The sequence below is a fragment of the Amycolatopsis sp. NPDC104863 genome, assembly GCF_055582965.1.
Map to the genome: position 1 here is coordinate 729,326 of NZ_JBVJOW010000005.1, position 15,227 is coordinate 744,552.

A 15,227-nucleotide genomic window follows, 5' to 3' on the forward strand; every position below is an offset into this window, starting at 1 on the left:
GCTGGGACTTGCTCGCCGCGGTGACCCCGGAGCCTGTCATGGCGTTGGCCCGGCGGCTGGTCGGGGATGATCGTGCGTTGCGGGAGTTGGATCCGGCGGCTCGTGCGGCTTATGTGGCGCGGGTTTCGGGGCAGGTCAGGGATCGCCGGGTGCCGTGACCGCCGCGTTCAGTCCCACTCCCAGCTCATGCCGTACACCCCCGGCTGGGCGTCCAGCACCGCGACGTGCCCGGTCAGGCTCGGCCCCACCGGCAGCTCCGGCTCGCTCCCGGCCGCGCCGCCGTCCCGCGGCTGGTGGTAGCGGTAGCAGCGGGCCGGCACCGCCGCCGGGTCGAAGCACGCCTGCAGCACCAGCTGCCGGGCCGGGGCGCGGATGCCGAACTGGAGGAAGCTCGTCTCGGGCGGGGCGCCGTCGTAGCCGAACTCGAAGTCGAACACGTACGTCTCGCCCGCGCGCAGCGGGTAGTCGAACCGCAGCTCGAGCGCGACCAGCTCGGACGCCGCGTCCCGGCGCACGCGGCCCGGGCGGCAGCAGCGCGCCGAGCGCAGCACCGGCCGGTGGCCGCCCCCGGACTGGGGGCGGAAGAACGACACCCAGCGGTCGACGCTGTCTTCGCGGCTGGTCACCACCAGCTCCGTGTGCACCGAGCGTTCGGTGCGGTCCGGGCCCAGCACCGCCCGCTGGTGCACCGAAGCCAGTGCGAGCCGGGAGTTGCCGTCGAGGTCGATGCCGTCGCAGGAGGCCAGCTCCGTCGGCTCCGAACCGAGCGCGCTGGCCAGGCCGATCCCGCCGGGCCACCGCGGGGCGGCGCGCACCCGCGGCCGCGCGACGAGCCGGGTCAGCGTCTCGGCGGGCAGGCCCAGGCAGCCTTCCGCGACGCCCACCGCGTGCAGCGAGCGGTGGCCCTCCGGGTGCCGCCGGCCGCGGCGCCAGTAGCTCAGCGTCGCCAGGCTGACCTGGGCGCCGTGGGTGGCCATCCGCCGCTGCAGGGCCTCCAGGCTCAGCCCGCGGTGCCGGATCGCCAGGTCGAAGGCCACCTCGAACGGTCCTTCCCGGACCGCGTCGGCAACCGCGGTGTCATCCTCGGGGAACGCTTCCATCCGCGTAAGCATGAATACCGGACGCAGCCGGCGCAACGAGGCCTGCCACCAAAGTAGGGGGCAGGCCTCGTCGGGGGGATCAGCCGAGCGTGACCGCCGTGTCGTCCACGGCGAACGACGTCTGCAGCGACTGGTCCTCCGTCCCGGCGAACTTCAGCGTGATCGTCTGGCCCGCGTAGGAAGACAGGTCGAGCGTCTTCTGCGCGTACGCCGAGTTCCGGTCGAGGTTCGAGTACGTCGCCAGCGTCGTCGAACCGGCAGACACGACCAGCTTGTCGTAGACGACGTTCTCGGTCTCGGCCGTCCAGACGCGCAGCCAGAACGTCAGGCTCGCCCGGCAGCCGGCGGGGATGGTGACCGCCTGCGAGAGCGTGTCCGTGTGCGCCGAACCCCAGCCGCCGAGCCACGAGTCGTAGCTGCCCGAGCGCGCCGGCGCCTGGGTGCCCCACTGGCCGATCGTCGTGTTCGGGTCGGTCCACGACGCCTTGCCGGACTCGAAGCCCGGGTTCTGGACCAGCTGGCCACTGCACCCGCCCGGGGGAGGCGTGGTGGTCGTGGGCGGGGTGGTCGTCGGCGGAGTCGTGGTGGTCGGCGGCGTGCCGGTGCACGTCGGGTCGCCGGACTGCGCCGGGACGCTCACCGCGTTCCACGCCGCCTTCACGGCGTCGAACTCGGCGCAGCTGTTCGGGTACAGGTTCTTCGCCGCCTGCAGCGTCCAGGTGCGGTAGCGGAGGTAGTTACTGCCGGACGTCTTCAGCTGCACGGCGCCGTGCATGATGTTGATCGCCTTGCGGATGCCGAGGCCGGCGACCGTGCTGTTGTTGCACGTCGAGCTGGTCGGCTGGCCGTTCGTCGGGTTGCTGCCCTCGGCCAGCAGGTAGAACCAGTGGTCGCCGGGCCCGGCCGCCTTGTGCACCTCGGCGTTCGGCGTCGAGCTGGAGTAGCAGCTCGGGTCGCCGACCTTCGACGGGTCGTACATGTAGCGGATCGCGCCGGTGCCGACCAGGTTGACCTCTTCGCCGATCGCGTAGTCCGGCGGGTCGTACTGCGACGGCTCGTTCGCGTAGAACTCCGTCGCGGTGCCGAAGGTGTCGGCGATGAACTCCTGCGTGCCGCCGCCGGAGAAGCCGCCGGAGCCGGAGTAGTCGTCGACGCCGTGGCCCATCTCGTGCCCGAGGATGTCGAGCGAGCCGACCCACTCTCCGCTCGGGTTGTGCCCGAGGTTCACGTAGGCCGGGCGGGAGTTGTAGTAGTACGCGTTCTCGTCGTCGAGGCCGACGCGGATCTTCCACGCGCCGCCGTTGCCGGTGAAGCCGTTGCGGCCCACCCACTCCGAGAGCATCTTCTTCTCGGTCTGCGCGACGAACAGCGCGTCCGCGCAGCCGGTCTCGATGTTCGTGCCGGTGCCGTTGCCCCAGCTGTCGTCCGGTCCGGTGAGGACGGTGTCGCTGCTGTAGTTGCGGCAGTCGAGGTTGGGCGTGTTCGGGTCGGCCATCGAGTACGTGCTGCCGGACTTCGTGGTGTTCAGGGCCAGCGGCGACGGCCCGTTCCACTTGCCGGTCCCGGTGCCCGCGGCGACGTGCTGGACGCTGCGCAGCACGCGCCCGTCCACGGCGTCGACGTAGACGCTCAGGCTGCTCGGCTCCCCGTGTTCGTCGGTGCCTTCGACGTTGCTCTCGTACGCCAGGCGCCCGCTGCCGTCGGCGACCACGACGAGCTTCCCGCCGGGCAGGCTCTTCGGCCCGCGGACCTGCTTGCGCGCCACGGCTTCCGCTTGCGCGGCGGTGAGCTTCGCGCCGCGGACGTCGAGGTCGCCGAGCGGCTGCTGCTGCGCGACGGACGTGGTCTTGACGGCGCCGGTGGCGTCGGTGGCGATGACCAGGTCACCGCCGACCACGGGCAGGCCGTCGTAGGTGCGGTCGTAGACGACGTAGGACAGGCCGGCCGCCGAACGCACGTCGCGCTGGACGAACTTGTCGTGCGCGCCGGCGAACAGGGCGGCGGGCCGGGCGTTGACGAGGCTCGCCGCCGCGCTCGTGGCGTTGGCCTGGGCCTGCGCGGCGGACGGCGGCGGGGTGGGCGTGGGCTGCGCGGGCGCGGCGACGGCGATGCCGACCACGACCATGCCCGCCGCCGTCGCTCCGCCGAGCGCGGCGAACCGTTGGGGCACTCTCATGACGCTCCTTGCGAAAACGCGATGGGGAAGGGAGAACCCGATCGACGCTAAACGCGGCCCAGGAGCGGCAGAAGATTCATCACAGCACCGGAATTTCACGCTCGGCGCTGTGAAAGCGTGAAAGTCAGAGCGTCGCGAACCGCATTCCGGCTTTGGTGAGCCGGTCGATCAGGGCGTCCCCCATCGCCGTCGCCGTGGTCACCTGGCCCGCCGTTTCCGGCAGTTCGTCGGTCGCCAGGCAGAGGGCCGATTCCGCGAGCATCTTCGCCGTTTCGTCGTACCCCGGGTCGCCGCCGGACACCTCCGTCACCACCCGCGAGCCGCCGCCTTCGCCGACGAACCGGACCGAAAACCACGAGCGGGCGCGGCGTTCGGGACTGGGGCCGTTGCCGGGGGCCATCAGCCGGGAGAGCGCCCGCCGGGCCGGCGGGACCTGCGCGGCGGCGAACAGCGCGCCCGCGCCCGCGACCCCGCCCGCCAGCACCGGCAGGTGCTTGACGGCGGCGAAGTGCCGGTAGGTGAAGTCCGGCCCGTACCGCTCGGACGCGGCCGCCGACCGGCGGACGACCTCGGGGTCGATCGTCGGCAGCGGCACCGCCCACCAGCCAGCCTCGGCGACCCGGTGCGGGCGGCCGAGCGGGGCGTGCGCGAACCGGCCGGCGGGGCGCGGCTCGGCCGCCGCGCGCTCGCGGGCCACCCGGGCGCCGGCCGGCAGCCGGGACATGATGGTCAACGCGCTGAGCAGCGTGCCGCCCGAGGGCATCCCGCTCGCGCGCACGTAGCCGTCGACGTGCAGCGGCACGCCTTCGGGCAGCTGCCGCACGGTGAACCAGGCGCCGAGGTCGTGCGGGATCGAGTCGAACCCGCACGCGTGCACCAGCCGCGCCCCGGTTTCGCGGGCGCGGCGGTCGTGCCTCAGGTACATCAGGTCGACGAACTCGGCTTCGCCGGTCAGGTCGACGTAGTCGGTGCCCGCCTCCGCGCAGGCCGCCACCAGCGGCTCGCCCTGGGTGAGGTACGGGCCGACGGTCGTGATCACGACCTTCGCAGCCTCGGCGACGGCGCGCAGCGAGGCGGGTTCACCCGAGTCGGCGACGAGCAGGTCGAGCGCGGCGAACCGGTCGTCGGCCTCGGCGAGCCGCGCGCGGACGGCCTCGAGCTTGCCGAGGTTGCGTCCGGCGAGGGCCCAGCGCAGGTCCGCGGGCGCGTGCCGGGCGAGGTACTCGGCGGTCAGCCCGCCGGTGAACCCGGTGGCGCCGAACAGGACCACGTCGTACGCGCGCATGTCTCCTCCAGGGGCCGGTTTCGGCGGACGCGCTCAGGTTACCCGTGAGTCACTTCCGGTCGCCGGTGTAGACGACCGCCGCGGCCACCGCCGCCACCCCGCTGATCACGTCGGAGATGCGCCGCGGCAGGCCCTCGTGCGTGTCGGCCATCCAGGCCCGGACCTGCGCCCGGCCGAGCTCCGGCTCGCACAGGTCGTCGACACCCGCGGTCCACGCGAGCAGCGCCAGGCACGTCGAATGCGGGTCGGGCCGGTCGACGCCGAACACCGCGGCCCGCGCCTTGTGCCGCGCCGTCGTCGAGACGAGCAGGTCCGCGGGCGGGTAGCGGTGCGTCCGGCGCAGGAACACCCGGTCGGGGGCCCGGCGGACCAGGCCGAGCGCCACCAGGTTGCCGGCGGTGGTCTCCGGCAGTTCCTCCCGCAGGTGCCCGACCCACTCGCGCACGCTGTGCGCCGCCGTTTCCGAAACGATTTCGGAAAACACCCGGTCGAGGGTCGGAATGCCCGGCGGCCGTTCGGCGATCGGGCGGACCTTCCGGTCTTCGACCGTGATCCGCTCGGTGAACAGCAGGTCGCACAACACCGCGCCGGCCAGCCCGATACCCAGCGACGTCCGGCTGAGCACCGGGCGGCCGGTGAACTCGTCGTGCCCGAGGAAGAAGAACGAATCGACCAAGGTGAGCCGGCGCATGACGGAAATGGGCCCCCTGGGCGATCGTGGTGATGGTGTCGAAGATAGCGGTGCGGCATCGGCGGGCTTTCAGTGCCATCACGGTTACCCCCGAACGGACGTACCGTCACCCGGGTGGGACCCCCTACTCTGGGGCGCCGCCAAGATCACGAACGGCACGGGGGAAAGGTCCATGGGTACCCACACGCCGGGGCGCGGCCTCGGCAGCAGGCGGCTCGGCGCCGCCCAGATCGTCTTTTTCGTCGTCGCGGCGGCCGGTCCGCTGTACGCGATCGCCGGCGGCGTCTCGGCGACGTACGCGGTGACGGGCAGCGTCGGCGTCCCGCTGTCGTTCGTCCTGCTGGCCCCGGTGCTCGCGCTGTTCGCCGTCGGGTACGCCGCGATGAGCCGGTACATCACCAACGCCGGCGCGTTCTACCCCTATGTGGCGCACGGGATCGGGCGCTCCGCCGGCACCGCCGTCTCGTACGTCACCGTGCTCGCCTACAGCTCGATCCAGGTCGGCGTCTACGGCCTGTTCGGCCTTTCCGTGTCCACGTGGCTCGACACGGTCTTCGGGCTGAGCGTGCCGTGGTGGCCGGTAGCGCTGCTGATGGTGCTCGTCGTCGGCGCGGGCGGGGTGCTGCGGATCGACCTCAACGCGAAGGTCCTCGGTGTTGCGCTCGGGCTCGAGGTCGCCGTGCTCGTGGTCGTCGACGTCGCGTTGCTCGGCCACCCGGCGGGCGGGTCGGTGTCGCTGGCGCCGCTCTCGCCGTCGAGCCTGTTCACCGCGGGTGTCGGCGCCGTTTTTGCCTTCTCCATCGCGGTTTTCACCGGCTTCGAGGGCGCCGCGACCTACGGCGAGGAGTGCCGCGACCCCCGCCGGACCGTCGGGCGCGCGACGTTCATCGCGATCGGCCTGACCGCGGTGCTGTACATCGCGTCGTCGCTCGCGATGGCCGTCGCGACCGGTCCGGACCACATCGTCGAGCGGGCCGCGGCGGAAGGGCCCGGCCTGCTGTTCGGGCTCGGCGCGCAGCACGTCGGCACGGTGTTCGCCGACGTGGCGTACGTGCTGTTCATGACCAGCCAGTGCGCCGCGCTGCTGAGCTTCCACAACGCCGTCGCGCGGTACTTCTTCGCGCTCGGCCGGGAAGGGCTCCTGCCCGAGGGCTTCAGCCGCACGAGCAAGCGCACCGGCGCGCCGATCGGCGGCTCGCTGGTCCAGACCACGATCGCGCTGGTCGTCGTCTCGGTGTTCGCGCTGGCCGGCCGGGACCCGTTCACCGACCTGTTCACCTGGACCGGTGTCACCGCGTCGACCGGCGTCACGATCATCATGATCGCGGTTTCGCTGTCGGTCATCGGGTTCTTCCGCCGCCACCCCGGGCGCGAGACGTGGTGGCGGCGCGTGGGCGCGCCGGCGCTCGCGGCCGTGACGCTGACCGCGGTCCTGGTGCTGATCATCGTCAACTTCGACGTCCTGCTCGGCCCGGCCGGCGCGATCCCGTGGCTGCGGTGGGGGCTGCCGGGCCTGCTCGTGCTGGCCGGCCTCGCCGGATTCCTGCGGGCCGAGGCGCTGCGCACCCGGCGTCCGGAGGTCTACGCGGGGATCGGCGGCCCGCTGCGGGAGGACGAAGACCTGGTGACGGCGCGGTGACGCGGGTACGGGCCGCCACACCGTCCGAACTGGACACCGTGCTCGGGATCCTGGTCGAGGCGTTCCAGGACGACCCGCTCAGCCGCTGGGTGTTCCCCGGCGACGAGCGCCGCCGCACCGGCGCGCACCCGGCGTTCTTCCGCGAGCTGCTCGGCATCGGGTTCGCGGCGGGCAGCGTCGACGTGACCGACGACCACTCGGCGGCGGTGATCTGGACACCGCGGGCCGGCGAGGACTCCGACGACGGCCCGGTCGCCGGGCTCGAGCCGGCGGAGCTCGAACGGCTGGGCGTGCTCCTCGGCCTGATGGCCGAGCGCGAGCCGCCGGAACCGCACTGGCACGCGCAGTTCATCGGCGTCCGGCCCGCCCGGCAGCGCGAAGGCCTCGGCGCGCGGCTGGTCAGCCACGGCCTCGCCCGGTACGACGCCGACGGGGTGTCCACCTACCTGGAGGCCAGCTCGCCGGACAGCGCGCGACTCTACCGGCGGCTCGGGTTCCGCGACCACGGCCCCGCGTTCACCCCGCCCGGCGGCCCGCCGGTGCAGCCGATGCGGCGTGCCCCGGCCCGAGTCGTTACCGGCGGGTAAAGTCCCGACTCGAACGCGAGGAGGCAGACGTGACCGAACGCTTCGGCAGCTACCAGAACGAGCTCTACCTGCAGGGTCTCGGTGGGGTGCTGCCGCCGTGCTCGACCGACGCGACGAAGCTCGAAGCGTCGGCCCGCGAGGTCATGGCGCCCGGCCCGTTCTCCTACGTCGCCGGCTCGGCCGGCTCCGGCGCGACCGCGCGCGCGAACCGCGAGGCGTTCGACCGCTGGCGCATCGTGCCGCGGATGCTGACCGGCGCCACCGACCGCGACCTCTCCACCACGGTGCTCGGCACCCGCCTGGCCGCCCCGGTGGCCGTCGCGCCCGTCGGCGTCCAGTCGATCGTCCACCCGGACGCGGAGTCGGCGACCGCCCGCGCCGCAGCTTCGGTCGGCGTGCCGTTCACGCTGTCCACGGCGTCGTCGACCGGCATCGAGGACGTCGCCGCGGCCAACGGCGACGGCCCGCGCTGGTTCCAGCTGTACTGGCCCGGCGACCCGGACGTCTGCGCGAGCCTGCTGGCCCGGGCGAAGAAGGCCGGCTTCACGGCGCTGGTCGTCACGCTCGACACGTGGACGCTGGCCTGGCGACCGTCCGATCTGGACCAGTCGTACCTGCCGTTCCTGCAGGGAGAGGGGCTGGCCGTGCCGTTCACCGACCCGGTGTTCCTCTCGCAGCTGGAGAAGACGCCGGAGGAGGACCGCGGCACGGCGATCCTGCGCTGGATCGGGATGATCACCGGCACCGACCGGACGTGGGACCAGCTGCCGTTCCTGCGGGAGCACTGGGACGGCCCGATCGTGCTGAAGGGCATCCAGCACGTCGCCGACGCGCGCCGCGCGGCCGAGGCCGGCATGGACGGGATCGTGGTGTCCAACCACGGCGGCCGCCAGGTCGACGGCGCGGTCGGCGCCCTGGAGATGCTGCCGGGCATCGTCGCGGCGGTCGGCGACCGGCTGGAGGTGCTGTTCGACTCGGGCGTCCGCACGGGAGCGGACGTGCTCAAGGCGGTGGCCCTCGGCGCCCGGGCGGTGCTGGTGGGGCGCCCGTGGGTGTACGGCCTGGCCCACGCGGGCGAAGACGGCGTCCGCCACGTGCTGCGGAGCCTCCTGGCCGACTTCGACCTCACGATGGGGCTGTCCGGTCACCGCACCCTGGCCGACCTGGGCCCGGACTCCCTCCAGCGCACCTGACCCGCCGGGCGGTGGGCCCGGTCACGCGGCGGGGATATTCGGAGGCCCGCGTCGTCACCCACGGCTATCCTTGGTCCAAGTATGTCCACGCCATCCCCCCTCGAAGCGCTGCGTGCGCGCCTGCCCGAGCTGATGCCGCGCGACGAGCAGCGGCTGCGCCGGCGGCTCGACGGCGCCCGCAAGGCGCGCGATCGTGACGCCGCCCTCGCGCAGATCTCCGCCGACGTCGACAAGGCCGAGCTGCGCATCCAGTCGCGCCGCGAAAGCGTGCCCAAGATCGAGTACCCCGAAGAGCTGCCGGTCAGCAAGCTCAAGGACGAGATCGGCGCCGCGATCGCCGCGCACCAGGTCGTGATCGTCGCGGGGGAGACCGGCTCGGGCAAGACCACCCAGCTGCCGAAGATCTGCCTCGAGCTCGGCCGCGGCATCCGCGGCCAGATCGGGCACACGCAGCCGCGGCGCCTCGCCGCCCGCACGGTCGCCGACCGGATCGCGAGCGAGCTGAAGACCGAGCTGGGTGACACCGTCGGCTACAAGGTGCGGTTCACCGACCAGTCCGGGCAGGACACCCTGGTCAAGCTGATGACCGACGGCATCCTGCTGGCCGAGATCCAGACCGACCGCTCGCTGCGCCAGTACGACACGCTGATCATCGACGAGGCCCACGAGCGCAGCCTCAACATCGACTTCATCCTCGGCTACCTCAAGCAGCTGCTGCCGCGGCGTCCCGACCTCAAGGTGATCATCACCTCGGCGACCATCGACCCGGAGCGGTTCTCGAAGCACTTCGACGACGCGCCGATCGTCGAGGTCTCCGGCCGGACCTACCCGGTCGAGACGCGCTACCGGCCGCTCGTCGACCCGGACGACCCCGAAGGGGACGACGAGCGCGACCAGACGCAGGGCATCCTCGAAGCCGTCGAGGAGCTGTGCGCCGAGGGCCCGGGCGACGTCCTGGTGTTCCTCTCCGGCGAACGCGAGATCCGCGACACCGCCGACGTGCTCAACCGCGCGAACCTGCGCAACACCGAGGTCCTCCCGCTCTACGCGCGCCTGTCCGCGGCCGACCAGCACCGGGTGTTCCAGCAGCACACCGGACGCCGGGTGGTGCTCGCGACCAACGTCGCCGAGACGTCGCTGACCGTGCCGGGCATCAAGTACGTCGTCGACCCGGGCACCGCGCGCATCTCGCGCTACAGCCACCGCACCAAGGTGCAGCGGCTGCCGATCGAACCGGTGTCGCAGGCGTCGGCGAACCAGCGCAAGGGCCGCTGCGGCCGGACGTCGGACGGCATCTGCATCCGGCTCTACTCCGAAGAGGACTTCGAGGCGCGGCCGGAGTTCACCGACCCGGAGATCCTGCGGACCAACCTCGCGTCGGTCATCCTGCAGATGACGTCGCTGGGGCTGGGCGACATCGCGGCGTTCCCGTTCGTCGAGCCGCCGGACCGCCGTCAGGTCGCCGACGGGGTCGGGCTGCTGCAGGAGCTGGGCGCGTTCGACAGCGTCAGCTCGTCCGACCGGCGGCTCACCGACACCGGCCGCAAGCTCGCGCAGCTGCCCGTCGACCCGCGGATGGGCCGGATGGTGCTGGAGGCCGCGCGCAACGGGTGTGTCCGCGAGGTGATGATCATCGCCGCGGCACTGTCCATCCAGGACCCGCGCGAACGGCCGGCGGAGAAGCAGCAGGCGGCCGACCAGCAGCACGCGCGCTTCGCCGACCCGACGTCGGACTTCCTGGCCTACCTGAACCTCTGGGAGTACGTCTCGGAGCAGCAGAAGGCGTTGTCCGGCAACCAGTTCCGCCGGATGTGCCGCACCGAGTACCTCAACTACCTGCGGCTGCGCGAGTGGCAGGACATCTTCAGCCAGCTGCGTCAGCTGGCCAAGCCGCTGGGCATCTCGCTGAACACGACCCCGGCCGACCCGCAGCGCGTGCACACGTCGCTGATCGCCGGGCTGCTCTCGCACATCGGGCTCAAGGACCCGGCGAAGGGTGACTACCTGGGCGCGCGCGGCGCCCGGTTCGGCATCTTCCCGGGGTCGGCGCTGTTCAAGAAGCAGCCGCGGTTCGTGATGTCGGCCGAGCTCGTCGAGACGTCACGGCTGTGGGCACGGGTGAACGCCCGGATCGAACCCGAGTGGGTCGAGCCGCTGGCGGGGCACGTCGTCAAGCGGAACTACTCGGAGCCGCACTGGGAACGCAAGCAGGGCGCGGTGATGGCGACGGAGCGGGTGACGCTCTACGGCGTCCCGCTGATCGCCGACCGCCGCGTCAACTACGGGCGGATCGACCCCGAAATGGCGCGCGCGCTGTTCATCCGGCACGCGCTCGTCGAGGGTGACTGGCAGACACGGCACCACTTCTTCGCCGAGAACCGCGCGCTGCTGGAAGAGGTCGAGGACCTCGAGAACCGGGCGCGGCGGCGCGACATCCTCGTCGACGACCAGACGCTGTACGAGTTCTACGACGCCCGCGTGCCGGCGGACGTGGTTTCGGTGCGCCACTTCGACACGTGGTGGAAGAAGACGCGCCACACGGACCCCGACCTGCTGTCGTTCGAGAAGTCCATGCTCATCAACGAGTCCGCGGGCGGCGTCCGCGAGGGGGACTACCCGGACTCGTGGACGCAGGGCACGCAGGTCTTCCCGCTGACCTACCAGTTCGAGCCGGGCGCGGACGCGGACGGCGTCACGGTGCACGTCCCGCTGCCGGTGCTGAACCAGGTCACCGAGGACGGCTTCGACTGGCAGGTGCCGGGGCTGCGCGCCGAGCTGGTCACGCAGCTGATCAAGTCGTTGCCGAAGGCGGTGCGGCGCAACTTCGTCCCGGCGCCCGACACGGCCCGGGACGTCCTTTCGCGAGTGTCCCCTTCGGACGGTCCGCTGCTGGAGGTGCTGGGCCGCGAGCTGCGCGCGTTGCGTGGGGTGACGGTGCCTTACGCGGACTGGGACCTTTCTTCGGTGCCGGAGCACCTGAAGATGACGTTCCGGGTGGTGGACGAGCGCGGCAAGCGCGTGGCCGAGGGCAAGGACGTTGCGGCCTTGCAGCGGCAGCTGGCCCCGAAGGTCCGGGCGACGATTTCGAAGGCGGCCAACACGCTGGAGAAGGCCGGGCTGACCAAGCCGTCGTTCGGCGCGCTGCCCCGGGTGTTCGAGTCGACGCAGCGCGGCCACGACGTCAAGGCGTACCCGGCACTGGTGGACGAAGGCGCGTCGGTGGCGGTGCGGCTGCTGGACACCCCGGCGCAGCAGGAGCACGCGATGTGGGCGGGCACGCGGCGGATGCTGCGGCTCAACCTGAACTCGCCGATGAAGTTCATCACGCGGTCGCTGTCCAACTCGTCGAAGCTGGTCCTGAACAGGAACCCGCACGGCAGCGTGGCGGCGTTGCTCGAGGACTGCGTCGACTGCGCGGTGGACGCGCTGATGACGGCCGGCGGCGGCCCGGTGTTCGACGAGACCGGGTTCAAGGTGCTGCTGGAGAAGGTCCGGGCGGGCCTGCACCCGGAGGTCCTGGCGGTGCTGACGGACGTGGAGAAGATCCTCCGCGCGGCGAACGACGTCGAGGTGGCGTTGCCGTCGACACGCGGGCCGGCGGAGTCCCTGGCGGACATCCGAGCTCAGTTGGCCGGCTTGGTGTATCCGGGCTTCGTGACGGCGACGGGTGCGTCGCGGTTGCGGAACGTGGTGCGGTATCTGCAGGGGATTTCGCGCCGGTTGGAGAAGCTGGTTTCCGAGCCGACCCGCGATCTGCAGCGCACGGCGGACGTCGCGTGGGTGACGGCGGAGTACTCGGACGCGGTGGCTTCGCTGCCGCCGGGGACGTCTTCGCCGGCGTTGCGTGAGGTGCGGTGGATGATCGAGGAGCTGCGGGTTTCGTTCTTCGCGCAGACTTTGGGGACGGCTCGTCCGGTGTCGGTGAAGCGGATCACGAAGGCGATTGACGACGCTTTGGCCTAGAGGAAAACCCGGGCGATTTCCAGCCACTTCGCCGCATCATCGCCCACCGCAGTGAGGCCGGTGTCAGCCAGCGCACGGCGGTGAGTAACCCTCAAACAGAAATCCACCGCACTACCCCGGACCCGTTGCGCAGCATCCTCCGGCCCCCACGCCCAGGACTCACCACCAGGCCCGGTCAGCTCGACGCGGAACGGCTCCCCCGGAAGAGGCAGTTGGGCGGCGTAAAACGACAACGTCCGCCCCTCCACGCCGAGGGATGCCACATCCCGCAGGCGCTCGGACGGCCGGTGCGGGACGCCCAGCGTGTCGAAGATGTCCTGTCCGTGCGCCCACGTCTCCATCAGCCGCAGCGGCACCATCAGCCTCGCCGTTGCCTGGGAACCGAACCAGGGGAACGCCTTCTCCAACGGCACGTCTCGCAGCGCGGCCGCCACCTCCGCCCGGCCGGCCCGCCAGGACTCCAGCAGCGCCGCACGAGGCTGGGCCGCGCCCTCGGCGGCGTCGACGTCCGCGTCCTTCGGGACTTCGTCGAAAGCCTCCGGAGTCCGGAGGGCGATCAGCAGGTTCGCGTCGGCCGCTGCGAGGTGGGCGATCTGGTGGGCGATCGTCCAGCCCGCCGCCGGCGTGGGGCGGGTCCAGTCGGGCTCTGCCGAGACGAGCTTGTCCAGCTCGTCGCCCTCGGCCACCAGGCCGGGCAGCGCCAGGTCACGGTCCACCGCGGAAAGGTCGAGCCCGTAGTCGATCATCTCTGCCGAGAGTACCGAAAAGCGGCTCACTTCGCGTCGGCGTAGGTGTCGACCGGGGCGATGTGCAGCGGAAACCGGACCGGGCACGCCGGGCCGAACAACATTCGCGCCGCCTCCGTCACGCTGTCCACAATGGACTCGGTCACCTCGGTGGCCAGCTCGGCCGGGGTGTGCACGATGACCTCGTCGTGCTGGAAGAACACCAGGTGGGCCGGGGCCGGGAGGCGCTGCCGCAACGTCGCGAGCAGCACCGCCGTCATGTCGGCCGCGCTCGCCTGGACGACGAAGTTGCGCGTGAACCGGCCCCAGCCGCGGGACGCCCGGCGGGCCTTCAGCTCCGCCGCCTCGTCCGAGGCCAGCCCGCCGGTCAGCTCGCGCCACGCCGCCGACGGCGCCGGGGACGTCCGGCCCAGCCGTGACCGGACGCGTTCGCCGCGCTCGCCCGCCTGGGCCGCGTGCTCCACGTACGCGACCGCGTCCGGGAACCGCTGCCGCAGCAGCCCCAGCAACGGCCCCGCCTCGCCGGACGTGCCGCCGTACATCGCCGACAGCATCGCGATCTTGGCCCGCGCCCGGTCGTCGCGGTCGTCGTCCGGGGACAACGGCACCCAGCGGGCGCCGGAGAACAGCGCCTCGCCCAGGCGGGCGTACAGGTCCGTCGCCGCCGCGACGTCGGCGAGGCGCCGGTCGCCCGACAACGCCGTCAGCACCCGGGGCTCCAGCTGCGCCGCGTCGGCGACCACCAGCTTCCAGCCCGGGTCCGCGCGCACGCACGTCCGCAGCACCTTCGGGATCTGCAGCGCCCCGCCGCCCCGGCTCGCCCAGCGCCCGGACACCACCCCGCCGACGACGTAGTGCGGGCGGAACCGGCCGTCGGCGACCCACTCGTCGAGCCACGCCCAGCCGTTCGCCGTGTACAGCCGCGAAAGCTCCTTGTACTCCAGCAACGGCCCGACCGCGGGGTGGTCGACGCCCTTCAGGAAGTACTTCCGCGCCGACGGCACCTCGATCCCGGCGCGCGCCAGCGCCCGCACGACACTCGGCGGCGAGTCCGGGTTGACCGGCCGCCCGCCGAACGCCTCGCTGATCTTCGCCGCCAGCTCCACCAGCGCCTTCGGCCGCTCGCCGGGGCGCACCCGCGGGCCCAGGCGCGACACCAGGAGCTCCTCGTGCAGGTCGGCCCGCCACGGCAGGCCGTCGGCCGACATCTCCACCGCGGCCAGCGCGCTCGCCGACTCCGCGGCCAGCAGCAGCCGCAGCCGCTCCGGGTGCTCGGCCGCGGCGACCCGCCGGTCCTGTTCCGCGAGCACCCGCTGGACCGCCGTGACGACCGTCACGCCCTCGGGCAGCGTCGGAGCCCGCGTGTCGAACAGCGTCGGCTGCGCCAGCTCGACGGCCACCGAGTCGACCGGCGCCTCCTCGCCGTTCGCCCTGGCCCAGGCCGCGAGCAGGCTCCGCGACTCGCTCTCCCGCCCCTCGTACGCCAGCAGCAGCCCCTCCGCCAGCGCGACGTCGTAACAGCGCTGCACCCGCACCCCGGCCGCGACCAGCACCGGGTACAGCAGCTCCGCCGACGGGAACACCCAGCGCGGCCGCAGCGACGCCTCCAGCTCCCGGGCCACCTCGGCGAACCCGGCCTCGTCCAGGCCGTCCACCGTCGAGGACGGCGAGCGCACGGTGAAGCTCCCGTCCTCCTCCCGCCCGGCGATCACCTGCACGAAGACATTGTGCCGACCACCACCGACAGTTTCGGAGCCGTCGCGGCTGGTGCGTTCCCGGCGGGCTTGGTTTACTCTCCAGTAGCCCCCATACCGCCGGTACGCCTGGCCGTCGGCATGGGCTCTCTT

10 protein-coding genes are annotated in these 15,227 nt (G+C 72.4%); 4 read left to right on the forward strand and 6 right to left on the reverse strand.

Translation table 11 applies throughout. The annotated features are described in order from the left end of the window. Window positions 1-167: 167 nt before the first annotated feature. The 4 genes from ACZ63J_RS30280 to ACZ63J_RS30295 form a co-directional block, all read right to left on the reverse strand. A complete protein-coding gene (locus ACZ63J_RS30280) occupies window positions 168-1,100 on the reverse strand; it encodes a hypothetical protein (RefSeq protein ID WP_465401234.1) in 933 nt (310 codons plus the stop codon). Window positions 1,101-1,179: 79 nt separating this feature from the next. Continuing rightward, window positions 1,180-3,276: a M4 family metallopeptidase gene (locus ACZ63J_RS30285; RefSeq protein WP_465401235.1), complete on the reverse strand. Its 2,097-nt coding sequence runs from the start codon at window positions 3,274-3,276 to the stop codon at window positions 1,180-1,182. A gap of 124 nt (window positions 3,277-3,400) precedes the next feature. Continuing rightward, complete coding sequence (locus ACZ63J_RS30290; RefSeq protein WP_465401236.1) at window positions 3,401-4,561, reverse strand: saccharopine dehydrogenase family protein; 1,161 nt, start codon at window positions 4,559-4,561, stop codon at window positions 3,401-3,403. Between the two features lie 49 nt (window positions 4,562-4,610). Further along, window positions 4,611-5,252: a GOLPH3/VPS74 family protein gene (locus tag ACZ63J_RS30295; RefSeq protein WP_465401237.1), complete on the reverse strand. Its 642-nt coding sequence runs from the start codon at window positions 5,250-5,252 to the stop codon at window positions 4,611-4,613. Between the two features lie 172 nt (window positions 5,253-5,424). On the opposite strand from ACZ63J_RS30295, the gene ACZ63J_RS30300 reads away from it, so the two are divergent. From ACZ63J_RS30300 to hrpA, 4 genes are all read left to right on the forward strand, one after another. Continuing rightward, the gene (locus tag ACZ63J_RS30300) at window positions 5,425-6,891 is read left to right on the forward strand and encodes an APC family permease (protein ID WP_465401238.1); all 1,467 of its coding nucleotides are present in this window, start codon (window positions 5,425-5,427) and stop codon (window positions 6,889-6,891) included. Continuing rightward, complete coding sequence (locus tag ACZ63J_RS30305) at window positions 6,888-7,478, forward strand: GNAT family N-acetyltransferase (RefSeq protein WP_465401239.1); 591 nt, start codon at window positions 6,888-6,890, stop codon at window positions 7,476-7,478. Before ACZ63J_RS30300 ends, ACZ63J_RS30305 begins: the two co-directional genes overlap by 4 nt. 29 nt (window positions 7,479-7,507) lie before the next feature. Then, on the forward strand, window positions 7,508-8,671 hold the full coding sequence (locus ACZ63J_RS30310; RefSeq protein ID WP_465401240.1) for a lactate 2-monooxygenase: 1,164 nt from the start codon (window positions 7,508-7,510) through the stop codon (window positions 8,669-8,671). Between the two features lie 81 nt (window positions 8,672-8,752). Continuing rightward, the gene (hrpA, locus tag ACZ63J_RS30315; RefSeq protein WP_465401241.1) at window positions 8,753-12,634 is read left to right on the forward strand and encodes an ATP-dependent RNA helicase HrpA; all 3,882 of its coding nucleotides are present in this window, start codon (window positions 8,753-8,755) and stop codon (window positions 12,632-12,634) included. On the opposite strand, the gene ACZ63J_RS30320 is transcribed toward hrpA, so the two are convergent. Both ACZ63J_RS30320 and ACZ63J_RS30325 read right to left on the reverse strand, forming a co-directional pair. Next, window positions 12,631-13,380 (reverse strand): maleylpyruvate isomerase family mycothiol-dependent enzyme, encoded by a 750-nt coding sequence (locus ACZ63J_RS30320; protein ID WP_465401242.1) that lies wholly within the window; start codon window positions 13,378-13,380, stop codon window positions 12,631-12,633. The genes hrpA and ACZ63J_RS30320 overlap by 4 nt on opposite strands. 26 nt (window positions 13,381-13,406) lie before the next feature. Then, window positions 13,407-15,098 carry a bifunctional 3'-5' exonuclease/DNA polymerase gene (locus tag ACZ63J_RS30325; RefSeq protein ID WP_465401243.1) on the reverse strand — a complete coding sequence of 564 codons (1,692 nt, stop codon included), beginning with the start codon at window positions 15,096-15,098 and terminating at the stop codon, window positions 13,407-13,409. Between the last annotated feature and the right edge of the window lie 129 nt (window positions 15,099-15,227).

Excerpts from the sequence above, each read along its gene's own strand:
- hrpA (WP_465401241.1), top strand. The coding sequence starts at position 8,753 with ATGTCCACGCCATCCCCCCTCGAAGCGCTGCGTGCGCGCCTGCCCGAG.
- ACZ63J_RS30290 (WP_465401236.1), bottom strand. The coding sequence starts at position 4,561 with ATGCGCGCGTACGACGTGGTCCTGTTCGGCGCCACCGGGTTCACCGGC.
- ACZ63J_RS30300 (WP_465401238.1), top strand. The coding sequence starts at position 5,425 with ATGGGTACCCACACGCCGGGGCGCGGCCTCGGCAGCAGGCGGCTCGGC.
- ACZ63J_RS30285 (WP_465401235.1), bottom strand. The coding sequence starts at position 3,276 with ATGAGAGTGCCCCAACGGTTCGCCGCGCTCGGCGGAGCGACGGCGGCG.
- ACZ63J_RS30280 (WP_465401234.1), bottom strand. The coding sequence starts at position 1,100 with ATGGAAGCGTTCCCCGAGGATGACACCGCGGTTGCCGACGCGGTCCGG.
- ACZ63J_RS30320 (WP_465401242.1), bottom strand. The coding sequence starts at position 13,380 with ATGATCGACTACGGGCTCGACCTTTCCGCGGTGGACCGTGACCTGGCG.
- ACZ63J_RS30295 (WP_465401237.1), bottom strand. The coding sequence starts at position 5,252 with ATGCGCCGGCTCACCTTGGTCGATTCGTTCTTCTTCCTCGGGCACGAC.